Annotated in this window: 16 protein-coding genes; 8 read left to right on the plus strand and 8 right to left on the minus strand. The window is 60.5% G+C overall.

Annotated elements, in window-relative coordinates; translation table 11 throughout:
- The first annotated feature begins 30 nt into the window (after nucleotides 1-30).
- The 5 genes from AC1DIH_RS05235 (at nucleotide 31) to AC1DIH_RS05255 (ending at nucleotide 5,420) form a co-directional block, all read left to right on the plus strand.
- Nucleotides 31-1,389 carry a glutamine synthetase family protein gene (locus AC1DIH_RS05235; protein WP_477770872.1) on the plus strand — a complete coding sequence of 453 codons (1,359 nt, stop codon included), beginning with the start codon at nucleotides 31-33 and terminating at the stop codon, nucleotides 1,387-1,389.
- Nucleotides 1,390-1,584: 195 nt separating this feature from the next.
- Nucleotides 1,585-2,673, plus strand: a complete 1,089-nt coding sequence (locus tag AC1DIH_RS05240; protein WP_477770873.1) for a polyamine ABC transporter substrate-binding protein — start codon at nucleotides 1,585-1,587, stop codon at nucleotides 2,671-2,673.
- Entirely contained in the window at nucleotides 2,670-3,980 is a 1,311-nt protein-coding gene (locus AC1DIH_RS05245; RefSeq protein ID WP_477770874.1) for an NAD(P)/FAD-dependent oxidoreductase, read from the plus strand. The genes AC1DIH_RS05240 and AC1DIH_RS05245 overlap by 4 nt, the downstream gene beginning before the upstream one ends.
- Nucleotides 3,981-4,016: 36 nt before the next feature.
- Nucleotides 4,017-4,514, plus strand: coding sequence for a GNAT family N-acetyltransferase (locus AC1DIH_RS05250; RefSeq protein ID WP_477770875.1), 498 nt, complete (start codon nucleotides 4,017-4,019; stop codon nucleotides 4,512-4,514).
- Nucleotides 4,515-4,622: 108 nt separating this feature from the next.
- The gene (locus AC1DIH_RS05255) at nucleotides 4,623-5,420 is read left to right on the plus strand and encodes a DJ-1/PfpI family protein (protein WP_477770876.1); all 798 of its coding nucleotides are present in this window, start codon (nucleotides 4,623-4,625) and stop codon (nucleotides 5,418-5,420) included.
- 15 nt (nucleotides 5,421-5,435) lie between these two features.
- On the opposite strand, the gene AC1DIH_RS05260 is transcribed toward AC1DIH_RS05255, so the two are convergent.
- A complete protein-coding gene (locus AC1DIH_RS05260) occupies nucleotides 5,436-7,700 on the minus strand; it encodes an ATP-dependent DNA helicase (protein WP_477770877.1) in 2,265 nt (754 codons plus the stop codon).
- Nucleotides 7,697-9,349, minus strand: a complete 1,653-nt coding sequence (locus tag AC1DIH_RS05265; RefSeq protein WP_477770878.1) for a VRR-NUC domain-containing protein — start codon at nucleotides 9,347-9,349, stop codon at nucleotides 7,697-7,699. The genes AC1DIH_RS05260 and AC1DIH_RS05265 overlap by 4 nt, the downstream gene beginning before the upstream one ends.
- 560 nt (nucleotides 9,350-9,909) lie before the next feature.
- Between AC1DIH_RS05265 and AC1DIH_RS05270 the strand changes: the two genes are divergently transcribed.
- Together AC1DIH_RS05270 and AC1DIH_RS05275 are read left to right on the plus strand one after the other, a co-directional pair.
- Nucleotides 9,910-10,449: a P-loop NTPase family protein gene (locus AC1DIH_RS05270; protein ID WP_477770879.1), complete on the plus strand. Its 540-nt coding sequence runs from the start codon at nucleotides 9,910-9,912 to the stop codon at nucleotides 10,447-10,449.
- 303 nt (nucleotides 10,450-10,752) lie between these two features.
- Entirely contained in the window at nucleotides 10,753-10,977 is a 225-nt protein-coding gene (locus AC1DIH_RS05275; protein WP_477770880.1) for a YgdI/YgdR family lipoprotein, read from the plus strand.
- Between the two features lie 9 nt (nucleotides 10,978-10,986).
- Here AC1DIH_RS05275 and AC1DIH_RS05280 read toward each other — a convergent pair whose 3' ends face one another.
- Nucleotides 10,987-11,373 (minus strand): hypothetical protein, encoded by a 387-nt coding sequence (locus AC1DIH_RS05280; RefSeq protein WP_477770881.1) that lies wholly within the window; start codon nucleotides 11,371-11,373, stop codon nucleotides 10,987-10,989.
- A gap of 284 nt (nucleotides 11,374-11,657) precedes the next feature.
- On the opposite strand from AC1DIH_RS05280, the gene AC1DIH_RS05285 reads away from it, so the two are divergent.
- Nucleotides 11,658-12,101: a hypothetical protein gene (locus tag AC1DIH_RS05285; protein ID WP_477770882.1), complete on the plus strand. Its 444-nt coding sequence runs from the start codon at nucleotides 11,658-11,660 to the stop codon at nucleotides 12,099-12,101.
- Nucleotides 12,102-12,149: 48 nt separating this feature from the next.
- Here the strand turns inward: AC1DIH_RS05285 and AC1DIH_RS05290 are convergent, their stop codons facing one another.
- The 5 genes from AC1DIH_RS05290 to AC1DIH_RS05310 form a co-directional block, all read right to left on the minus strand.
- A complete protein-coding gene (locus AC1DIH_RS05290; protein ID WP_477770883.1) occupies nucleotides 12,150-14,003 on the minus strand; it encodes a polyurethane esterase in 1,854 nt (617 codons plus the stop codon).
- 102 nt (nucleotides 14,004-14,105) lie between these two features.
- Nucleotides 14,106-15,800, minus strand: coding sequence for a polyurethane esterase (locus tag AC1DIH_RS05295; protein WP_477770884.1), 1,695 nt, complete (start codon nucleotides 15,798-15,800; stop codon nucleotides 14,106-14,108).
- A gap of 43 nt (nucleotides 15,801-15,843) precedes the next feature.
- The gene (locus tag AC1DIH_RS05300; protein WP_477770885.1) at nucleotides 15,844-18,939 is read right to left on the minus strand and encodes an autotransporter domain-containing protein; all 3,096 of its coding nucleotides are present in this window, start codon (nucleotides 18,937-18,939) and stop codon (nucleotides 15,844-15,846) included.
- A 241-nt stretch (nucleotides 18,940-19,180) separates the two neighbouring features.
- Nucleotides 19,181-22,147, minus strand: a complete 2,967-nt coding sequence (gene eprS / locus AC1DIH_RS05305; protein WP_477770886.1) for an autotransporter serine peptidase EprS — start codon at nucleotides 22,145-22,147, stop codon at nucleotides 19,181-19,183.
- Between the two features lie 69 nt (nucleotides 22,148-22,216).
- The gene (locus tag AC1DIH_RS05310; RefSeq protein ID WP_477770887.1) at nucleotides 22,217-23,581 is read right to left on the minus strand and encodes a TolC family outer membrane protein; all 1,365 of its coding nucleotides are present in this window, start codon (nucleotides 23,579-23,581) and stop codon (nucleotides 22,217-22,219) included.
- Nucleotides 23,582-23,583 lie beyond the last annotated feature (2 nt).

A 23,583-nucleotide genomic window follows, 5' to 3' on the forward strand; every position in this document is an offset into this window, starting at 1 on the left:
GGCGCTGACAAAACCAACCACGAGGTCTTTATGAATGCCCCTTTCGATCAGCTGTCTTCATGGCTGAAAGAACACAAGATTACCGAAGTCGAATGCGTGGTCAGTGACCTGACCGGTATCGCTCGCGGCAAGATAGCGCCCACCAACAAGTTCCTGCATGAGCGAGGCATGCGCCTGCCGGAAAGTGTGCTGTTGCAAACGGTAACCGGGGACTTTGTCGACGACGACGTTTACTACGACCTGCTCGACCCTGCCGACATCGACATGGTTTGCCGCCCGGATTCTTCGGCGATTTACCTGGTGCCGTGGGCGATCGAGCCGACCGCCATCGTGATTCACGACACTTTCGACAAGCTCGGCAATCCGATCGAACTGTCGCCGCGCAACGTCTTGAAGAAAGTCCTCAAGCTCTATGCCGACAAGGGCTGGCAGCCGATTGTGGCGCCGGAAATGGAGTTCTACCTGACCCAGCGCTGCGAAGATCCGGACTTGCCGCTCAAGGCGCCATTGGGTCGCTCGGGCCGCGCCGAAAGCGGTCGCCAGTCGTTTTCCATCGATGCGGCCAACGAATTCGATCCGCTGTTCGAAGACGTCTACGACTGGTGCGAACTGCAAGGGCTGGACCTCGACACGCTGATCCACGAAGACGGCCCGGCGCAGATGGAAATCAACTTCCGTCATGGCGACGCGCTGGATCTGGCCGACCAGATCACCGTGTTCAAGCGCACCCTGCGCGAAGCGGCGCTCAAGCACAACGTCACCGCGACCTTCATGGCCAAGCCGATCGGCGACGAACCGGGCAGCGCCATGCACCTGCACCAGAGCGTGGTCGACATCGCCACCGGCAAGCCGATCTTCGCCGACAGCGACGGGCAGATGAGCGAGCTGTTCCTGCACCACATCGGCGGTCTGCAAAAGTACATTCCGAAACTGCTGCCGATGTTCGCGCCCAACGTCAACTCGTTCCGCCGTTTCCTGCCGGACACCTCGGCACCGGTGAACGTCGAGTGGGGCGAAGAAAACCGTACCGTCGGCCTGCGCGTACCGACTTCCGGTCCCGAAGCCATGCGCGTGGAAAACCGTTTGCCGGGCGCCGATGCCAACCCGTACCTGGCCATCGCTGCCAGCCTGTTGTGCGGATACCTGGGCATGATCGAACGCATCGAACCGAGCGCACCGGTGCAGGGCCGCGCCTATGAACGACGTAACCTGCGCCTGCCGATCACCATCGAGGATGCACTGGCGCACATGGAAGACTGCCCGACCATCGAGCGTTATCTGGGGACCAAGTTTGTCCGCGGTTACGTCGCGGTCAAGCGCGCCGAGCATGAAAACTTCAAGCGGGTGATCAGCTCCTGGGAGCGTGAGTTTCTGTTGCTGAGTGTTTGATCTCAATCAATTGAAACACCACCCCCTGTGGGAGCGAGCCTGCTCGCGATGGCGGTGCATCAGTCAATGTTGATGTGACTGCCATGTCCTCATCGCGAGCAGGCTCGCTCCCACAAGGTCCGTGCCTGGCATTGGCCCGGGGGTGCAACAAACAAATCCAGAACATCGAAAACAATCATTCAAAGAGGTGTCGAAATGCGTCTATTGAAATCAGTCGTTCCCGCAGCGCTCGCGCTGTTCTGCAGCCTCGGCGCACAAGCGCAGCCGAGCGTCAGTGTGTACAACTGGACCGACTATATCGGTACGACCACCCTCGCCGACTTCCAGGCGAAAACCGGTATCAAGGTCATCTACGACGTATTCGACTCCAACGAAACCCTGGAAGGCAAACTGCTTGCCGGGCGTACCGGGTATGACGTGGTGGTGCCTTCCAACCATTTCCTGGCCCGTCAGGTCAAAGCCGGCGCGTTCCTCAAACTGGACCGCTCGCAGCTGCCGAACTGGAAAAACCTCGACCCGAAATTGCTCACGCTGCTGGAGAAGAACGACCCGGGTAACACGCATTCGGTACCGTACCTGTGGGGCACCAACGGCATCGGCTACAACGTCGACAAGATCAAGCAAGTGCTGGGTGTCGATCACATCGACTCCTGGGCCGTGCTGTTCGAACCGGAAAACCTGAAAAAGCTCAGCCAGTGTGGCGTGTCGATGATGGATTCGCCCGACGAAGTCTTCCCGGCGGTGCTCAACTACATGGGCATGGACCCACGCAGTTCGAATGCCGAAGACTACAAAAAAGCCGAAGCCAAGCTGCTGACGCTACGTCCGTACATTACCTACTTCCACTCCTCCAAGTACGTGTCGGACCTGGCCAACGGCGACATCTGCATCGCCTTCGGTTACTCGGGGGACGTGTTCCAGGCGGCGAACCGCGCCAAGGAAGCGAAAAACGGCGTGAACATCGCCTATGCGATTCCCAAGGAAGGCAGCAACCTGTGGTTCGACTTGCTGGCCGTGCCCGCCGATGCCGGCAACGCGAAGCAAGCCCACGAATTCATCAACTACCTGCTGGAGCCGGAGGTGATCGCCAAGGTCAGCGCCACCGTCGGTTACGCCAACCCCAACCCTGCGGCCAAGCAGTTCATGGACGCGGAACTGGTGAACAATCCAGAGGTTTACCCCTCCCAGGCGGTGCTGGACAAGCTGTATATCTCGACCACACCGACAGCGGAAATCATGCGTGTGATGACCCGTTCCTGGAGCAAAGTGAAGTCCAACAAATGAATCGGATTGCAATAAACCTGTCGGCGGAACACGCCCGCTCCTATTACAACGCCTCGGCCAACGCAATGGTGCAACACCCGACGTTGACGTCGGATCTGCAAGCCGACGTCTGCGTGATTGGCGGCGGCTTTACCGGCGTCAACACCGCCATTGAGCTGGCCCAGCGCGGGCTCTCGGTAATTCTACTGGAGGGGCGGCGGATCGGCTGGGGCGCCAGTGGCCGCAATGGCGGGCAGTTGATCCGGGGTATTGGCCACGACGTTTCGGGCTTTGCCCGTTACGTCGGCCAGGAAGGCGTGCGCTATCTGGAGCGCGCCGGCACCGAATCGGTCGAGGTGGTGGGCAATTGCATCCGCGAGCACGGCATCGACTGCGACCTGCGCTGGGGCTTCTGCGAACTGGCCAATACACCCGCGCAATTCGCTGCGTTTCAGCTGGAGCAAGAAACCCTGGACGCCCAGGGTTATGCCCATGCAACCCGCCTCGTCAGGCCCGAAGACATGCGCCAGGTGGTGAACTCCGGTGTATACGCAGGCGGACTGGTGGACATGGGCTCCGGCCATCTGCACCCGCTCAACCTGGTGCTCGGCGAGGCTCGGGTCGCCGAGTCGCTGGGGGTGCGGGTTTTCGAGCAAAGCCCGGTGCTGGAGATCATCCATGGCAGTACCGTGCAGGTTCGCTGCGCAGGCGGCACGGTGCGCGCCGGAAGTCTGGTGCTGGGCTGCAACGCGCACCTGGAGGATCTGGAACCACGGCTCAGCGGCAAGGTGCTGCCGGCGGGCAGTTACATCATTGCGACCGAGCCATTGTCAGCGCAGGCTGCCGCCGAATTGATCCCGCAGAACCTGGCGCTGTGCGACCAGAAAGTCGGACTCGACTATTACCGATTATCAGCAGACCGGCGCTTGCTGTTTGGCGGCGCCTGCCATTATTCCGGGCGCGATCCAGCTGACATCGCCGCCTACATGCGCCCGAAAATGCTCAAGGTGTTCCCGCAGTTGGCCGATGCGCGCATCGACTATCAATGGGGCGGCAGGATTGGCATCACCGCCAATCGTTTCCCCCAGGTCGGGCGGTTGTCGCAGTACCCGAACGTGTTTTATGCCCAAGGCTATTCCGGTCATGGCCTCAACGTCACGCACTGGACCGCGCGCCTGCTGGCCGAGGCGATTCATGCCGGACACAGCCAGGGCCTGGACGTGTTCAGTGCGGTGCCACACATGATCTTTCCAGGTGGCCGTGCATTGCGCACTCCGCTCCTGGCACTGGGTATGTTGTGGCATCGTTTGCGTGAGGTGCTAGGTTAATCGCCATCACCATCGAATCGTCTGGAGCTTCTAGCAATGGCCGCGATCGAGCTGCACCGCGCACAACGGGATGAACTGGACTGCATCGAAAACCTGATGCAGTTCTATATGTACGATTTCAGCGAGTGGCTGCCGCTGGAGTTTGGCGCCCATGGTTTTTTCAATATTCAGCCAAAACTCGACTACTGGCGAAAGCCTGCGACGCAGCCGTTCCTGATCAAGGTTGACGGGGAGATCGCCGGCTTCGTGACGGTCGACGACGCAGTTCGTTTCGACGACGTGCAATACAACATCGGTTATCTCTTCGTCAGCCGCCGCTATCGAGGTCGCGGCGTCGGCAGGTTTGTGGTGTCTGCCCTGCTCCAGCAGCTTCCCGGTCAGTGGCAGATTTTTCATATCGACGCCAATCAGCCGGCGCAGGCGTTCTGGTCAAAAGTCATCCCCGAGCTGACCCAGGGTCAGTTCACTCTTCATCAGCTTCCCGTCGACGGCTACCCGTGCACGCTGTTCAAGTTTCGGTTCACTGAAGCTTGAACCGCTGACTGCATCAAATCGGCAGGCAACGGCTGGCGAAGTCTAGTCCCTGCGTCCAGACTCAGAGCAATAGACGATCCCCAGCGCTGACGACTCGAGGCTTTGAGCATGCTGCTTTTCCTGTTACCTCAGGCTGACTACGACCCCACTGAAAGCAGCGTTCCCTGGCAGGCGCTGCATGACGCCGGAATCGAGGTGCGCTTCGCGACGCCAAAAGGCTTGCCGGCCTACGCCGACGCGCGACTGGTGGACATCGGTTTCGGGCCACTGAACTCGCTGCTGATGACCCGCAAGGAAGATCTTCAGTGTTACGCCGCCATGACCGCCGACGAGGGTTTCAAATCACCCATGGCCTACGCCGAAGTAGACCCCGAGCAGTTCGAGGGGCTGGTGATCCCGGGCGGCCATGCCAAGGGCATGCGCAGTTTGCTCGAATCCGAAGACGCCCGGCGGATTGTCCGGCACTTCTTTGAGGCACAGAAACCGGTCGCGGCGGTCTGCCACGGTGTCTTGCTGCTGGCCCGCACGCGGGATACCGATAACGTTCTTTCGGTGCTGCACGGGCGCAAGGTGACCGCGTTGCTGGCCAACACCATGGAGCTGCCAGCCTGGTGGATCACCGCGCCATGGCTTGGCCGCTACTACCGCACCTATTCGCAAACGGTGCAGGCCGAAGTCACCGCGGCATTGGCCAGCGTCCATGACTTCTTGCCGGGGCCGCGATTCGCGCAACGTGATTCGACAGAAAACCCGCAATGCGGATTTATCGTGCATGACGGCAACCTGTTGACCGCACGTTGGCCGGGCGACTGCCACCGTTTTGCCGCGGAGCTGGTCAGCATGGTGCACCAGGCACGCAGTGTTCAGACCTCGCGCCGGGCCGACCGGACAGTTGGCATGCATTGACGGCGGCGGCGCGTCTCACACGCGCCCGCTGACCGACCACCAGCGCGGCAACAACTGCTGAACCTTGCTTTCGCCAAAACGGTCATCGATCAGCATCACCACGCCTTGATCCTGCGGGGTACGAATCACCCGCCCGGCGGCTTGCACCACTTTCTGCACACCGGGAAACAGGTAGGTGTAGTCGTAACCTGCACCGAAGATCGCCGCCATGCGCTGTTTCAATTGCTCATTGACCGGGTTCAGTTGCGCCAGCCCCAGCGTTGCGATGAACGCACCGATCAACCGTGAGCCAGGCAAGTCGATACCTTCACCAAACGCCCCGCCCAACACCGCAAAGCCGATGCCCTGGCTCGCTGGCGTGAACTGTTCAAGAAACTCCTGACGCCGGGCTTCGTCCATGCCGCGCGACTGTGACCACTGGTTGATCAGCGGCCAGCTCTGGGCAAACAACTGCGCCACTTGTTGCAGATAATCAAAGCTGCTGAAAAACGCCAGGTAATTGCCGGGACGCTCCATGAATTGTCGGGCCATCAGCTCGACAATCGGCGCAAGCGAGGCCTGCCGGTGCACGAATCGGGTGGAGATCCGGCTGACAATCTGCACCTTGAGCTGCTCGGCGCTGAACGGCGACTCGACGTCGATCCATACCGTGCTCGTCGGCAACCCGAGCAGGTCGGCGTAATAGCGCTGCGGGCTCAAGGTCGCGGAAAACATCACGGTGCTGCGCGCCGCCGTCAGGCGCGGGCGGATAAACCCGGCCGGCACCACATTGCGCAGGCACAGCTGCGAAAGGCTGCGCGTGTTGCCGAGCTCGCGCTTGCTGATGTCGAACAGGAAATGCTCATCGAACAGCTCGGCGACCCGGCTGAATTGCAGCGCATCGAAATAGAAGCTCTGCAACGCAGCGTCCAGCCCCTGCGGGTGATCGTTGAGGTAGTCGCCGATGGCGGTCGTGCAGAGCGACAGCGCCTGCAACAGTTTTTCCGGGGCCTTGGCGTAGGCCTGATAAGGGCTGATCTGTGTTTTATGCAGTGCGTTCCATTCACGGTTGACCCGCTGCAAGCTCTTCTTCAGCACCTCGGGTGCGCTTTTGCGCAGGGTATTCAAGGTGAATTGATCGAGGCTGGCGCTGTACATCTGCCGACCGCGCTCCACCAGATTGTGGGCCTCATCCACCAGCACCGCGACCTTCCACTGGTTGGCCTGGGCCAAACCGAATAGCAACGCGCTGAAGTCGAAATAGTAGTTGTAGTCAGCGACCACCACGTCAGCCCAACGGGCCATTTCCTGGCTCAGGTAATACGGACATACCTGATGTTCCAGGGCGATCTCGCGCAGGGCCGTCTGATTGAGCAAAGTCACCCGGCTCGCCGCCTCGCGGGCCGCCGGCAAGCGATCGTAAAAGCCGTTCGCCAATGGGCAGGATTCGCCGTGGCAGGCTTTGTCCAGGTGCTCGCAGGCTTTGTCGCGGGCAATCATCTCGAGTACTCGCAACGGTAAACCGTCGCTGCTGTCGACGATCACCTGTGCCGCATCCAGCGCCAGTTTGCGTCCGGGAGTCTTGGCCGTGAGGAAGAACACCTTGTCGATTTGTTGTGGCGCCAACGCCTTGAGCATCGGGAACAGTGTACCGACCGTTTTGCCGATACCGGTCGGGGCCTGGGCCATCAGGCAGCGACCGGTGCTGACCGCCTTGAACACCGATTCGGCAAGGTGACGCTGCCCCGGGCGAAAGTCCGGGTACGCAAAGCCCAGTACCTGCGCGGCCTGATTGCGCGCTTCGCGATGGGCCATTTCCTGCTCGGCCCACTGCAGGAACAGCCCGCACTGCAGCGTGAAGAAACGCTCCAGCTCAAGCGCGCTCCAGGTTTCGACCAGGCTGGTTTCCTTTTCGCTGACGATATCGAAATACACCAGCGCCAGCTTGATCTCGGCCAGCTGCAATTTCTGGCACATCAACCAGCCGTAGATTTTCGCCTGGGCCCAATGCAACTGGCGGTGGTTGGCCGGCATTCGCTCCAGTTCGCCACGGTAGGTCTTGATTTCCTCAAGGCGGTTCTGGCCGGGGTCATAACCGTCCGCCCTGCCCCTGACCGTCAACTGCCGATATTCGCCTTCAAGGGCCACTTCGTTTTGATAGGTCTCGCTACGCCGCGAAGCGACAGTGCGGTGACCGACGATGCCTTCCAGGGCCGTCGGCGACGGGGTGAAACGCAAGTCGAGATCACCGACCTTGGCGGTGAACTCACACAGCGCACGCACCGCAACGCTATAGCTCACGCCTCGTGCTCCACCCATTGCACATAACAGACAGCGACAGGCATCTGATGCTCGTGGCAGAACTCCAGCCAGCGCAGTTGGTTGTCTTGCAGGCGATCGCCCGGGCCTTTTACCTCGATCATCCGGTAGGTCTTGTGTTGCGGCCAGAACTGGATCAGGTCCGGCATCCCGGCGCGGTTGGCCTTGATGTCCAGCAACAGGCGATTGAACCAGTGCCTGAGGTGTTCGGCCGGCAGACAGTCCAGCGCCTGCTCAAGCAGCTCTTCGGTCAGTACGCCCCAAAACACAAAGGGTGACTGCACACCCGACTTGGCGCGAAAACGCTGGCGGATGGTCTCGGCATAACGCCCATCGTCCAGCTCTGCCAGGCACGCCTGGAACAGCTCGGCACGCCGGGAATGAAAATCCTCGCTGAGCAGGTCTACCGGCCCCCGCTGGAACGGGTGAAAGAACGCACCCGGCAACGGTGCGAAAATCGCCGGCCAGCAGAGCAGCCCGAACAACGAGTTGATCAGGCTGTTTTCGACGTAATGCACCGGGGCTGTGGGTTCATCGAGATGAGCCTGCACGTAGAACTCGACTGACTGCGCCGGATCGATTCGCGACAGACTCAGCTCCAGGCGCTCAACTTCGCGGGCCTTGACCCGCGGCATTGGCGGCCCGCCAAGTTTGCGCCGCAACCGGGGCAGCACCCGCAACAATTGTTGTTGCTCGGCGGCGCTCTCCGGCGCGTGTTCAGCGTGGGTCGCCAACTCCAGGGCCAATTGAAACTCGGCGCAACGCTCCAGCACCCGGATCAAGCGCAACCTGGCGCCGGGGTACGCACATGCGCGGTAGATCGTCAGCGCTACCGGGAAATCGGACATGCGCTCGCAGTGTTGCCCGATCTGAAACAGCAGCTTGGCGCGTCGCCGCTCGAGCCAGGGGTTGGCGGTTTGCAGTGCCTGGATCTGTTCGACGACTTGTTCCAGCGGCTCCCCGGATTCAAAACGCAGCTGACAATCGTGCAGATAGAGAAACGCCTCGACGTCGTCACGACTGCGCAAGCCTCGGGATTCGGCGCAGAACTCGACTTTCTCGTAGGTGAAGATCCCAAGATCCGCCAGGACAAACTCCGACCAGTCCTGATACAGGTTGCCGAAGAACATCAGCCGCAACCGATCGCACAGGTCCATGATGGTCAGGCTCAACAACCGGTCATCCAGCGTCGGGCACCAGGTCTTGAAGGACTGCGTCTCGGTGAACTGCTCGCTCAGTGCGGCCAGCCACTCGGACTTCTTCGCTTTGGGTTGTTTGATGGCCGTGCTGAAACACTGAAGGATTTCCGGTTTGAGCAGTACCTCGAACAGTTGCTCAATCGACAGTGGCGTCTGTTCGTCAACCCAGCCAAGGTTCAGCAAGGGTTCTGCCGCGCGGGCGATCTCGCCTATTTCGGCGTAATGCAACTTGCCGAGGCGAAAATGCTCGCCCTTTCGCATGACCATTCTGACCAGCAGTGCCTGCGACGCGCGCGGCAACTGGCCAAAATCAACGATGAATTGCTGCTCCTCCACGCTGAGCACGTCGGCATAGCGCTGTTCAAGCCAGGCGAGCACTTGTTGAAAGTTGTTCAGGTAATAGAAGGGATCATCGAGCGGATTGACTGTCACGAATAGAAAGCGCCATGGCGAGCGGGTACTGGTTATGCGTACAGATATCAGCTGAAGCACGGTGCTGGCAAATGGAAAAAGATAAGTGGCGGGTTTTGCGTAATGAAGGTCACCATGTCCGGGCACGACGCATGACCCGTAGCAGCTGGCGAAGCCTGCGTTCGGCTGCGAAGCGGCCGTAAAATCAGGCCATGCGGTACGTCAGACAGACCGTGCAAGTAGGATTTACGACTGCTTCGCAGCCGAACGCAGGCTTCGCCAGCTGCTACGGACCGCGTTACGGCTTGACTGATAGTCATCAGCCGGTTGGGTGGCTTTTTCCACCATAAATCGAATTTTGCCGAAATGAGTGAAACCAAGGACGGTCAGTATCGAAATGACGCATGTGTGTGTCGAAACGATCTAGTGATTTCTGTAAGAGAGGTTTATTCACGAATATCTGACACACTTGCCTACGAAGAAAATGGGCAGTAAGCGCAACTACTGCCACAAAATTGAATGCCACCTCATACTATCTGCCTCCCCATAGCCATGTTCTGAACATATAGGAGATCCATGAAGTGAGCAGGCGTGTTTACATAAGCGGTGCATCTGGAGCCGGCGTGAGCACTCTGGGAGCCGCTCTGGCAGCAAGGCTTCGAGTCCCCCACTTTGATGTCGATGACTATTATTGGTATCCGACAGAGCCACCATTCGAGCAATCACGACCTCCAGCAGAGAGAGTTAACCTACTCAACCATAGCTTGGCTGATGGCCAGTGGGTACTCTCCGGTTCATTGGATGGCTGGGGAGACGAAGTGATTCAACACGCTGATCTGGTCATCTTCATCGATACGCCCACACACCTCCGAATTGAGCGCCTAAAGGCACGCGAATCACAGCGTTATGGTGAGCGCATTCTCCTAGGAGGGGACATGCACGCGAATCACTTGGCGTTTGTCGCGTGGGCTGAAAGTTACGAAGAGGGCACTAAGGCTGGCCGCAGCCGACCACGCCATGAGCGGTGGCTCAAGCAGTTGGACTTGCCCTCACTAAGGGTAAATGGAGAGCTCCCAACTGAGCAGTTGCTTGTACAGGTAATCGCTGCGATCCAGGATTGAGGAGTTCCACGCGCCTCCAATCAAAATGTAATCACCAGCCGTGAAATCAGGTAGCTCGGTCTATCAGATTAATCGCGCAATCAGGGTTTACGACTACTTCGCCCGAGCGCAGACCGATCCGAATGCAGGCTTCGCCATCTACGGACCGCGTTACGGCTTGACGGGTCGTCATCATTCGGTTTTGGACTTTTTCCGTCATCAACCGAACTTTCCGGGAGTGAGTGACACCAAGAACGGTCGGTATCGAAATGACGCACCTATGCGTCGAGACGATCAAAAGAATTCTGTAAGCGAGGTTTATTGATGAGTATCCGCATTCTGAGCATGCCCCTGACTATCGTAGGCTTGCTGGCATTAGGCGGTTGCGCGTCGCCAACGGTGGTGACGTTGCAGAACGGCACGCAATATTTGACCCAGGACACGCCGAAAACCAAAGGCACAGACGGTTTCATTGAGTTCAAGGACATTTCCGACGCCAGGATCAAGGTCAAGGCGGACGACGTCGCCACCATCCGCACAGGAAAATGATCGAAAGCCTCAGGGCATCTGCAATGCAGGGTTTTGCCCCGGGATACTGTTATCGCAGGAAATAACCTGCTCGCCGCGTCGCAGCAATTGCCCCCTGATCATTTGGCAGCGCTCGTATTCCCGGGCATTCGCGTTGTCGATGCTGATGTTGCCGGTCACGGGCGGTTGCTTGCCGTCACCCAGGCTCAGTTTCACCCAGGGTTGTTCCGGCTGAATCTGGAAACGGCTGTTCTCGGGTTCAGGCTCGGTTTGTTCAACCTGTGCGGGGGGTGGCAGTTGATCGGCGGTCACGCCGTACCGGTTCAAAATCGAGCCATGAGGCAACTCCTCAGCTATCGCGCTCGCCGATAACATCATCAGCGCCGCTGCGACTGCCTGCCTCTTGTTGTTACTCACTGTGTTCAATCTCCTGTTTCGGTTCACCGCGCCTGGTGTCTGTGCTGCTCGAAGGTGGCGCCCTCTGGAAACGCATGGCCTGCCCGGTGGTTTAATGCCATGGCAAAAAAAATACCGGGGCACGCGCGCAAAATTCTAATTTACGCCTGGCTCACCGGAACATTGTGGCTATGCTTTTCGGAGTCGACGGGCGTTTTCCTGATCCCGGGGAAATGCTTTTGTCCGGTATTTGAGCCTGCCGTGTAGCGACAGGTCACCTTTTCCGATCACAAGGAATCAACAGCGTGCAGACCCTACAACGCCTTTTGAGCGATAAGGAATTCGCGCTTCCCCTGCCCGGCTTCAAAGTTCTGGCACTGACCCTAGCCGTCTTCGGGCTCAGTGCATGCAGCAGTATCCGCGCGCACACCACCGAATACGCCGGGGCCCAGCACACAACCGCCACGTCCCCGGACTCGGTGCAAATACTGCGTACCCCGCCGACACGACCGTACACGCGGTTGGGTGAAGTGATTCTGCACACACGCGCGCAGCCGGCTCCGCCCATCGACGAGTTCGAGCAGAGACTGCGTGAAGAAGCGGCAAAAATCGGCGGCGATGCCGTGGTGGTGATCTACGACATGACCCTGCCCATTTCGGATTACGTCAGCGCTGCGCTTCCGATGGACCGGGATGTCCACAGCGAGCAGAGACGCAAGCTCAAGGGCATCGTGATTCACTATGAATAAATGCTGAAAAGCCCGACGCGAACCGAGGTTTGCGCCGGGCTTTTAATGTCAGGCGATCACCACGCCTGAACTGGCCAGGTGATCGAGCCCGACCCCGACCAGCGTCACCGAGTCATTGCCGAAGCTCAACACGGTATCGGCGCCTACGGCTTTGGCGTGGTCGCGTACGTCGTAGTTTTGCCCCACACCGTCGACGCCGAGGAAGACCAGCTTGTCGCTGCTCTGGTAGCCCACGATTCGGTCGTTGCCGAAGTCGCCGCTGAACAGGAAGGTGTTGCTCCCCCCGCCCGACTCCATCAGGTCATTACCGGCACCGCCGACAAACACGTCATTGCCCTTGCCGCCGATCAGATGATCATTGCCGTCCAGGCCAAACAGCCAGTCGCCAGCCGCATGCGCCGTGAGGACATTGCCTCCGGCGTCGCCCTTCACCGATGACGCGTACTGGGTCAGGTTATTGCCGGCCTGCAAGCCTTTGTCGGTAACGCTATGAGTCACGTCATCCTTGAGCAAGCCCCAGAGAAAACCCGGTTCTTTACTGATGATGCTGCCGATATCGCGGGTGATGCTGATCCCGCCGTTGGCATCGCGCACGTACAAGGTGCCGGCGCCATCGCTGGCAAAGTCGAAGTTTTTTACTGACTGCTGCAAGTCCAGTGTGTTGCTGCCCTTGCCGCCCAGCAGGATGTTGTAGCCACCGGCATCCCTGAAGGTGTCGTTGCCATCGCCGCCCTCCAGGTAGTCATTGCCTTTGCCGCCCTGGATCAGGTCGTCACCGTTACTGCCGATGATGAAGGTGCTGCCCTTGTGGGTTTCGGCGTTGCGGTTGAGGTCCTGAACCCAGGTGTTGCTGCGCGCCGGGTCCGACAGGTTGGCGACGATGATCGTCGAGTCCTTGCTGGTCAGGTCATAGAACTTCGACTCCAGCACCCGGGTCATGCCATCGCCGTAACCGGTGGGCAGATGGGAAATCCAGGTCGGGACGTTGAGGATCGAAAACGGCAGTACGTTCCACGCCGCCGAGGCGTAATGGTCGTTGAAGCTGACGATGTTGTTGGTTGCCGAATCCTGATGCGCATCGTGTACGCCGACCGATGCCAGGTTGAACGTTGAACCGTCCAGCGCGCGGAATACCGGATCGTTTTCGTAACCGATGTTGAGCACCTTGTCGGTGCTGCTTTGGGTCGGTGACGCGTAGGCGATGTAGTTGGAATCCTTATAGAAACCGTTCCAGTGATCGCCGCTCAGGTCCGCCAGGCTATTGACCGCCAGCCCGCCGAGGCTGTGGCCGCTGACCAGTACGTCCTTGCCGTTCAGGCCATTGGCGGTGGCAAATGCGGCGACATTCTTGAGCAATGAACCAAAGGCTTCACCGACGTAGTTCTTGGCGTAGTCCTTGGGGCCCAGCGCCGCCATCAGGTCGTTGATCACATCGCCGATGGAGTCGCTGATCTGTATCTCACGCGGGCCGCTGGTGCCGCGAAACGCGATGCCGATTTCCGTGAGATGCCCTTGAGCGTCGTACTTGCCAAGGATCTCGACCTGAGCGCTGGTGTAACCGGCTTTCTCGCCGAAGAAAGTTCCCCGCACATCGACCTTGCCGCCATAACCTAACTGGCTGGCAGTGATCGGGGGCCAACCGGCCTTTTGTACTGCGTCCAGCGCGGCTTTTTCCGAATCGGGGTTCCAGGGGACACCGGGAATCACCCCTTGCGAGTCGGTGCCGCCGATCAGCGCAGTGACCAGCGTCGCCGGCAGCCCGAGGCCGAAACCATTGTGCTGATAGCCCGTGGCAAAGCCATTGTCGAGGTTGTGATAGGAATACAGCGTGATCGCCAGCGCATCGGAAAACAGCGCTTTGGATTCGGCTGAGTTGTGGTTTTTGTAGTCATAGACACCCATGGTATTGCCTCTCTTTTGTTGAAATTGTTAGAGATAGCTCACGCAGATGGAGCGCCCCGCAGCGCAGGGCGTTCCATTTAGTGCAATGCCTTGTGCTGCGGTTTAAGCAAATACGATCTCCGCACCCGACAGGTTATTCAGGCCGACACCCACCAGCGTCACCGCGTAGTCGCCGACCTTGAGCAGCGTGTCATTACCCGATTGCGAAACGTGCTGGCTGTAGTCATAACCCTGCCCCGCGCCTTGAACGCCCATGAACACCAGCTTGTCGCTGCCCTGGTAACCATTGATGGCGTCGAAACCGAACGCGCCGCTGAACAGGAAGGTGTTGTGGCCGCCGGAGGCATACATGACGTCATTGCCCGCGCCGCCGACGAACGTCACCTGACTCTTGTCGCTGCGCAGCACGTCGTTGCCCGACAACCCGAACAGCCAGTCACCGTCGGCGGTCGCCACCAGCGAATTGCCGTAGGCATCGCCATTGAGCGAGTGGTTGTAGTGGGTCAGCTCGGTGCCGGCCAACAAGCCTTTGGCGCTGACGTTGTAGGTAACGTCCTTGTTCAGCAGGCCCCACATGGCCCCCGATTCCTTGCTGACCAGCGCGCCGATATCGCGGGTGATGCTGATGCCGCCGTAGCTGTCGCGCACATACAGCGTGCCGTCACCGTCGTTGGCAAAGGTGAAGTTCTTCAGTGGCTGTTGCAGGTCGAAAACGTTCTGCCCTTTGCCGCCGAGCAGGATGTTGTAGCCACCCGCGTCCCTGAAGGTGTCATTGCCGTCGCGGCCTTCGAGGAAGTCATTGCCCTTGCCACCGCGCAGCAAATCGTTGCTGTCGGTGCCGATGATGAAGGTGCTGCCGGTGTGCGTTTCACCACTGCGGCCCAGGTCTTCGATCCAGGTGCTGGCGCGCAACGACTCCGACAAGGTCGAGACGAGGATCGTCGAGTCCTTGCTGGTGAGGTCGTAGAAGCTCGAGCCGATCACCCGGTTCAGGCCGTCGGCATAACCGAGGGAACTGTGGGCCGCCCAGTGTTGCGGGTTGGCAATGCTGAACGGGGTCATCTGGGTGGAGACGTAGTGGTCGTTGACGTTGACGATATTGTTGGTCGCCGAGTCTTGAACCTTGTCGTGCTTGTACAGCGATGAACTGGTGAAGGTGGTACCGTCGAGCACGCGAAACACCGGATCGTTTTCGTAACCGATGTTCAACACATGAGTGCCTGCCGAGCTTTGCGTCGGCGAGGCGAAGGTCATGTAGTTGGCGTCCTTGAAGTAACCGTCCCAGTGGTCGGCACTCAATTCGGCCACGCTGTTGGCGCCCAGGCCACCGAGGCTGTGGCCGGTGATCAGCACGTCCCTGGCATTCAGACCCTTGGCGCTGGCGAACGCGGCGACGTCCTTGAGCAAGGTGTCGAAGGCGCTTTTGGCGTAGTTCTTTGCATAATCCGTCGGGCCGACAGCGGCCAGCAGATTGTTCTTCATGTCGCCGTAGGTGTCGCTGTAACCCAGGCCTCCGGTCCCGCGGAACGCGATGCCGAGGGAGATCAGCTTGCCTGCCGCATCGTACTTGGCCAGCACTTCGGCTTCTGCACTGGTGAAGCCATCCTGCTCGCCAAAGAAGGTGCCCTGGGCGCCGACCTTGCCCTTATAGCCCAATTGTCCGGCGGTGACCGGCGTCCAGCCCGTGGCCAATGGCTTGCCGGTCGGCGTGTAGGCGTACAGCGTCAATGCAATCGCATCGCTGTACAGGGCCTTGCTGGCCTCGCTGCCGAACTTCCTGTAATCAAAAACACCCATTTTCTTGCCTCTTCATTGCTGGTATGTGTTGCGGTTTTTCAAATCAGAACTGCCAGTCGAGGGTCAGCCCGACGCCGTGGGTCTTGTCCCGCGAGCCCAGCAGTCCGTTGTAATCCAGGTTCAGCGAGACATCGCGTGCCAACGCCAGCCCTGCGCGAACGCCGACCACCGCCGCGTTGCGGTCCATGGACACGCTCTGCACGGCAAACGGCGTGCTGCCGGATGCAAACGCGAGGTTTTCCTCGGCGTGGGTATTGCTCAGGTTGTGCTGCCAGCCCAGGGTCCCGGACAGGTCGAGTTGCTGATGCTCGGTGAGCGCCAGGCGTTTGCTCGCCCGCAGGCCCAGGGTGGAAAGCACCGCGTCGCGGTTGTCGTCGCCGCCGTTGAGCGCCGCCGCACCGCCCTTCTCGGTGAAACTGTCACTGTCCAGGTGCACGTAGGCCAGATTGGCAAACGGCTCCAGTGCCAACGGTTGCAGGTCCAGGCGATAAGCCGCCTCAGTGAACACTTGTGTGGTGTGGGCATCGCGCCTGGATTTCTGCTTGGCACTGATGTCGCCAAACTGCAGGTCGCGTTTGGCATCGATACGGTGCCAGCTGTACGCACCGCCGACGCTCAGACGCAGCGCGTCCATTTCATGCCCGGCGTACAGACCCAGGTGGTAGCTGTCGACCGTTGCCGAAGAATGGGTGTCATCGCCCATGTTCAGCGAACTGTTGCTGTAACCGGTGACGAAACCCAGGCGTGTGTGGTCGGCAATCAAACCGTCGGCCCCGGCCAGCAGACCGCTGATGGAGCTGGTGTAGTTGGCGTTGTCGTGGCCGCTGTCGGTCTTGCCCCAGGCGCCCAGCACTTTGACCCAGGCGTTGTTCTCGGTGCTGTTCGGCGTCGCGGCGTCATAGAGACCGCCATCGCGCAGGCGCTCACCAACGGCATCACGCACATAGCGCGAGTCATTGACCAGCAAGGTGCCGATCGCCGGATGAATTTCCCCGGACAATTGCTGGAAGGCTTGCTGCGCGCTTGCCGCGTTCGGCGACAGCAGCAGGCTTTCATACACGGCGTTGCCCGCGCCCAGTTGCTCGGCGACAGCAGCCACGGAGCGTTGATTCGGGGTTTGCCCGACGCTGGCGAAGGAGTTGCCGTTGCGCTCGATCGCCAATTGCACGCCGGTCGCCGAGTAATCGAGGCTGCCACCGATAAACGCGTAGTTGGGCAACACCGCACCGAACTGGCCCTGGATACCACCGGCCGCTTGCAGGATGTTGTATTGATGACCGATCAGGCTGCGCACGTCGCCGGGGCTCAACAGCGTCGGGCTGTTTTCCAGCGACAGGCTCACGGTCGCGCCCTGGATCGTGGCGGTGCCGCTGGCAACGATGCTGTCGCTGTTGGTGGGGGACAGCTCGACGGCATAGGTCGAACCGGGCTCGAAGGTTACGTTGCCGGCGACGTGCAAGGTGCCGATCGAGTTGCCCGGCGCGACGGTGCCGCCGCTTTTCGCGGTCAATACGCCGACCTGCCCGGAGCCACCGAGGATGCCGCTGTCGTTCACCGTGACCGCCGACAGCAGCGAACCGTTGACGGCCAGTCGCCCCTGATTCACCAGGGTTGGCCCGGAATACGTGTTGCTGCCCGTCATCACCAGCGTGCCAATGCCCTGCTTGGTCAAGCCGCCGTGGCCGGAAATATCGTTGCGCCAGACGTCGAACCCGCAACTGATGTCGTTACAGATCCGCTGCGTTGGCTTGCCGGCATCGATGACCGCACCAATGCCCGGCAGGTCGGCGACAAACTGGCCGGAGCCATAGGAGCCGGCCACGCGGAATTCCTGCGGAATGTCGGCATCGGCGACAAACATGCCGGGGCCGTCGATGCCCTTGCGCAGGTTGATCATGCCCCAGCCGTACACCGAATCGATGCCCGGTGCGCCCATGTCGGTGGCGGTGGTTTTCAGCACCGTGGCGACCTGCGCGCCCGTCATGTACGGGAAGCGCTCCATCAGCACCGCCGTGGCGCCGGCAACGTGTGGCGCGGCCATCGAGGTGCCGTTCTTGTTGGCATAGCCCACGGTCAGGTCATCGGCGTTGGTGCCGCCGATCACTGCGCTGTAGATCTTGGTACCCGGCGCCGACACACAAAAGCCTGCGGTATAACCGCAACGCGACGAGAAGGTGCTGATGATGTAGGGATTGGCGCTAGTGGTGTCCGGGTTCATTTGCAGCGCCGCGACCGTGACCCAGTTCGCGGCAATGTCCGGCACGAAGTAACCCAGGCCGGCGATCGCGTCCGGGTTGTTGAGGTTGTAGTCGTTACCCGCGGCGAAGATAGTCACGATACCGCTGCGCGCCGCGTCGATGGCGCCGCGGTACGCACCGCCCTGTTTGGTGTTGAGCAGCGGCTGGATTTGATCGAACTGCGCCTGGCCGTCCTGCACGGTGAAATGCGGGAACGCCGGGTCCTTGCCACCCTTTTTGAAGCGATCGGTGATGCCGATGCCCCAGCTGTTGTTGATGATCCGTGCGCCGCTTTCTCGCAGAGCATCCCAGCCGGCTTTGTAGACCGCGCCGTCGTTGCCGAGAATGATCCCGTCTTCAGGTCCCGGGTCACCGTTGTCGGCGCTGATGATTTGCGCGTTGAACGCCACGCCGTGCATCGGGCTGCCATCGCGGCTGCCGGCGGCAATCCCGCCGACATGGGTGCCATGAGACCCCAGCTTGCCGTCGGAACCTACCGTCGGTGTGCCGTCATACCGAAAGGCATCTCCGGCTTTGACCGGAATGTAGGGGTCGGTGTATTCACGAATACCGCTGGTGACCAGCGTCACTACTTTGTCTACGCCGGAAAACTCCGGGTGCTTGGCGTAGACCGGTTGATCGAAGATGCCCAGCTTGACGCCTTTGCCGGTGTACCCGGCTGCGTAGGCATCCTGGGCGTTGATCGCGCCCAGGCCCCATTCGGCGTTGAATTCGGGACTGCGCCAGCTGCTCGGATCGCCGAGCTTGCCGCTTTCCACATAGGGTGCGGCCTGAGCGACCCCGATTGCCGCCAGATAAGCGATAAAAGCCCCATTGAGGGCTTTGGCCTTGCGGCTGATGCCGATTTGCACAGGCGTGTTGTTGCGAGAGTTACCTTCCATCCAGCGACCTTCCTTAGTTGTCTTGCTTGAATCCCTTCGTGTTTATCTGCACACACTTTGATGTGTTCCACGCTCCCCTGTAGCAGCGGCCGCAGGCCGCGTTCGGCTGCGAAGCAGTCGTAAATCCATGCCCCGCGGTGCGTCAGGCTCACCGAGCTGTCCGCAATTGCGAGCGCTGCGCCCGAACGCGGACCGACTCGAACGCCGGCTGCGCCAGCCGCTACAAAAGCCGTGGTGTTCTTTAGAACTGCCAATTCAGGCTCAGCCCTACTCCGTGGCTGTTTTCGCCGCTGGCCAGGCGGCCGTTGTAATCGAGGTTCAAACGGACGTCCTTGGCCAATGCCAGCCCTGCCTGAACCCCGATCAGCGCCGCGTTGCGGGCCAGTGGTGCGCTTTCGACGGCGAACGTCGGACCGCCACTGGCAAAGGCCAGATGGTCTTCCGATCGGGTAGCACTCAGGTTGTGTTGCCAGCCGAGGGTGCCGGCCAGGTCGAGCTGTTGCTGACTGGAAAGGTTGATGGTTTTCAGCGCTCGCACGCCCAACGTGCCGAGCACCGCATCACGCGGGTCGCGGCCGCTTTTCAGCCCTGCGGCATCGCCTTTTTCGGTGAAACCCTCAGTGTCCAGGTGCACATAGGCGAGGTTGGCGAACGGCTCCATCGCTACTGGCTGCCGGTCCATCCGGTAGGCGGCTTCGGTGAACACTTGCGTGGTGTTGGCATCGACCTTGGCTTTCTGCCTGGCACTGACCTCGCCGTAGTGCAGGTCACGCTTGATGTCTGCCCGGTGCCAGCTGTAAGACCCGCCGAGACTCAGACGCCACGCGCCCAGTTCGCGCCCGGCGTAAGCGCCCAGGTGGTAGCTGTCGACCTGGGCCCGCGAGTGGGTGCCGCTGTCCAGGTTCAGCGAGCTGTCGCTGTAGCCCGTGACGAAACCCAGACGCGTGTCTTCGTCGAGCAAACCGTCGACCCCGGCCAGCAAGCCGCCAATCGAGCTGGTCGAACCCGCCATGTCATTGCGCTCATCGGTCTTGCCCCAGGCGCCCAGCGCCTTGACCCAACCGCTACCGCCCGTTGCCGGATCGGCCTGCAAACGCTCTGTCACCGCATCACGCAGGTAGCGGCTGTCGTTGATCAGCAAGGTGTCGAGCGCCGGATAGATTTCCCCGGACAACTGCTGGAACGCCTGTTGCGCAGACGCTGCCGACGGCGACAACAAGAGGCTTTCATAAACCGGATTGCCCGTGCCCAATTGTTCGACGACAGCCGCCACGGAACGTTGGTTCGGGGTTTGCCCGACACTCGCGAACGAAGTGCCGTTGCGTTGAATCGCCAGCTGCACGCCCGTCGCCGAGTAGTCGAGACTGCCGCCGATGAACAGGTAGTTCGGCACCACCGCACCGAATTGCCCCTGAATGCCGCCCGCCGCTTGCAGGATGTTGTACTGGTGCCCCAGCAGGCTTTCGACCTGGCTGGCACTTAACAGTGTCGGGCTGTTTTCCAGAGCAAGGCTGACAGTCGCGCCCGAAACGGTCGCCGTGCCGCTGGCGACAATCCGGTCGCTGTTGGTCGGCGACAGCTCCACCGCATAGGTCGAACCGGGTGCCAGCGTCACATTACCGTTGACCTGCAAGGTGCCGATCGAATTACCCGGCGCGACCGTTGCGCCGCGGTTGGCGATCAAGCCACCGACCCGCCCGGAACCGCCCAGGGTGCCGCTGTCATTGACCGTGACCGCCGAGCTCAGCGCCCCATTGACCGTCAACAGGCCGCCATTGACCGTGGTTGCACCGCGATAGCTGTTGTTCCCGGTCAGTATCAACTGACCCGCGCCGGACTTGATCAGGCTGCCTTCATACAGTCGTGTCGCGGCAGCGGCATCGCGCGCCGTGCCCACGGCGTAATCGGTCTTGTCCTGCTGACTGGCATTGGCCGCGACACCGTTTTCCCAACCTTTGTCTTTCAAGGTCTGTTGCCAGGCGCTGTGCTCGGCGGCGTCTTCGCTCTGACGCTGGATCAGCGCCTTATCCGAGATGTCGTTGCTCCACACATCACGCTGACCGGCGGCAAGACTGGCGTCGAATGGACCGAGCAATTGCCCCGGCCCTCTCATCGCCCGCGCAAGGTCGGGCACGCCCCAACCGACCCGAGTGCTCGGCGCGTCGGTGATCGAACCGTCAAGCTGGGTCGCGGTGGTCAGCAACACCTGCAAGGCTTGCTGGTTGTTCATGTACGGGTAGCGTTCCATCACCAGCGCCAAGGCACCGGTCGCATGAGGGGCCGCCATCGAGGTGCCGTTGTAACTGGCATAGCCACCACCAACGATAGTGCTGTAGATCTTTGCGCCCGGCGTGCTGATGCACCAGTACCTGGCGATCCCGCACTGGTTGTATTTTTGCTGGTTGTTTTTATCCAGCCCCGACACCGCCAGCCAGTGACCTTCCAGGTCCGGCTCGAAATACGGCAGGCTCGCACGCACGCTGGCGTTGGCGTACCCGCTGTTGCCGGCGCTGAACACGTTGATCACGCCGCGACGCGAGACATCGGCGGCCGCATCGATCCAGGTGTTCTGGTTCCAGTGCTGGGCATAGGCGGCGTGCAGGCTCTCGAGCGTCTTGTAGTCGACATCCTTGGGCTGGCTGCCCCAGCTGTTGTTGATGACCCGTACGCCGGCATCGGCCAAGGCGTCATAGGCCGCCTTGAAATACTTCGGATCGGGGCCAGGGCCAAACAGGAAGCTGTCGTTCTGATTGGTGTTGGCGACGTACACATCCGCGTTGAACGCCACGCCGTGCATGCCGACACCGTCGCGCGCGGCGCCCATGGTGCCGGTGACATGGGTACCGTGGGAGTCGTTGTTGGCGTTGTGAATGCCGCTGACGCTGAACGGTGTGCCGTTGACGTAGTTGCCGGTGGCCGTTACCGCGTGAAAGCGTGCTGCTTCGGGGTGGTTCGGGTCAAAACCCGAGTCCAGCGCGCCGATCTTCACCCCTTTGCCGGTGAATCCTGAGGCGTAGGCTTCATTCGCCTTGAGGCGATCCAGGCCCCAGTCACTCCGGTACTCAGCGGTGCGCCAACTGGCGGGATCCCCCACTTGCCCCGGATCAAGATAAGCCGCCTGAACTGCAGCAGGCAGCGCGGCGACGAGCAACAGCAATGAGCCAGTGGTGATCGGCTGGGCACGATTACGACGTACGTCCGTGTTCATAAATACTCGCTTTCCTGGCGTTATTAGACTTGTAGTCCCCTATCCCGGGGCGGTGCAGCGGTGTGGCGTTTATCGGGTCGTCTTGCGCGGGCCGAAGGCTTCATCGACCTTGGCCAGGTCCTCTTCACGCAAGTTGCCGGCGTAGTAATGCAACTTGGTCCAGGCCATTAAATAGTCATAACGGGCCTGGGCCAGGTCGCGGCGTGTGGTGTAGAGCTGCTGTTCGGCGTTCAGTGCATCAAGGTTGACTCGCTCGCCACCGAGGATGCTTTGCTTGGTCGAGACCACCAGCGCTTCGGCCGAGGTCAGGGCCTTTTGATAGGCGCGCAGCTTGCTGACTCCCGACAGACAGGCGCTGAACTGGCGACGCAGCTCGATCAGGGTTTCGCGGGTTTTCGAGTCCAGGTCGTATTCGGCCTGCTCCATCGAGCGACTGGCCTGACGCGTCGATGCCGACACCCCGCCGCCGGCATACAACGGCACGCTGATCTCGATACCGATGGTGTTGGTGTCGTAACGCTGGTTGTAGGTGTTGCCGCTTTCCGACTCGTTCTTGCGTGCCGTCGCGTAGGCGTTGACCCTGGGCAAGTGACCGGCGCGATTGCGCTCGACCTCGTAACGCGCCACTTCCACCGCCTGACGCTGGGAAGCGAGGTTCGGGTTGTTGCTCAGTGCGAGCTCATGCCAGCTGTCGAAATTGGCCGGTTGCAAGGAGAACGACTCAAAGGACTCGCTCAACGGCTCGAGGTCCTTGATATCGATATCCCGCGTACCGATCAGCGCGCCCAGCTCACGCAAGGCAGCGTCTTGCTCGTCGCGGGCCTCGATCTCTTCAGCGGTGGCCAGTTCGTAACGCGATTCCGCTTCGAGAATATCGGTGCGGGTGCCCTCGCCCTGACGGAACATCTGTTCGTTCTGCTGGAACTGTTGCTCGAAGGCTTTTTTCTTCGCTTGCGCGATGTCGATCTGATCCTGGGCAAACAGCGCCTGGGTGTAATAGGTCAGCACCCGAACCAGCAGCTCCTGGCTCTTGCCGCGAAAGTTCTCATCGGCAAACAGCGATTGCGCCACGCCCTTGCGATACGCCGCGTATGCCTCGTAGTCGAACAGCGGCTGTTGCAGGGTGAACGTCGAGCCGTAGCTGTTGTAGTTGCGGTCTTCGGTCTGGTTGCGACGGCGTTCGTCCAGGGACGTGGCCTTGGAGTTGTTGCGGCCCTTGTTGTAGTTGTACGACAGTTTTGGCAGCAGGCCGGCGCGACCAATCGTACGGTTTTCCAGGCCGGCGTCGCGTTCCTTGATGGCGCCGAGGAATATCGGATCATTGCGCAGCGCCTGTTCGTAAACTTCAAAGGGCCCCATGGCGTAAACGTTGGTGCAGACCAGCAATGCGATAGCGGTCCCGAGAATGGAATGCTTGCTCATACGACGGGACATCC

Source organism: Pseudomonas sp. 05N36 (assembly GCF_056397385.1).

Excerpts from the sequence above, each read along its gene's own strand:
- AC1DIH_RS05235 (WP_477770872.1), top strand. The coding sequence starts at position 31 with ATGAATGCCCCTTTCGATCAGCTGTCTTCATGGCTGAAAGAACACAAG.
- AC1DIH_RS05240 (WP_477770873.1), top strand. The coding sequence starts at position 1,585 with ATGCGTCTATTGAAATCAGTCGTTCCCGCAGCGCTCGCGCTGTTCTGC.
- AC1DIH_RS05245 (WP_477770874.1), top strand. The coding sequence starts at position 2,670 with ATGAATCGGATTGCAATAAACCTGTCGGCGGAACACGCCCGCTCCTAT.
- AC1DIH_RS05250 (WP_477770875.1), top strand. The coding sequence starts at position 4,017 with ATGGCCGCGATCGAGCTGCACCGCGCACAACGGGATGAACTGGACTGC.
- AC1DIH_RS05255 (WP_477770876.1), top strand. The coding sequence starts at position 4,623 with ATGCTGCTTTTCCTGTTACCTCAGGCTGACTACGACCCCACTGAAAGC.
- AC1DIH_RS05275 (WP_477770880.1), top strand. The coding sequence starts at position 10,753 with ATGAGTATCCGCATTCTGAGCATGCCCCTGACTATCGTAGGCTTGCTG.
- AC1DIH_RS05290 (WP_477770883.1), bottom strand. The coding sequence starts at position 14,003 with ATGGGTGTCTATGACTACAAAAACCACAACTCAGCCGAATCCAAAGCG.
- AC1DIH_RS05295 (WP_477770884.1), bottom strand. The coding sequence starts at position 15,800 with ATGGGTGTTTTTGATTACAGGAAGTTCGGCAGCGAGGCCAGCAAGGCC.
- AC1DIH_RS05300 (WP_477770885.1), bottom strand. The coding sequence starts at position 18,939 with ATGGAAGGTAACTCTCGCAACAACACGCCTGTGCAAATCGGCATCAGC.
- eprS (WP_477770886.1), bottom strand. The coding sequence starts at position 22,147 with ATGAACACGGACGTACGTCGTAATCGTGCCCAGCCGATCACCACTGGC.
- AC1DIH_RS05310 (WP_477770887.1), bottom strand. The coding sequence starts at position 23,581 with ATGTCCCGTCGTATGAGCAAGCATTCCATTCTCGGGACCGCTATCGCA.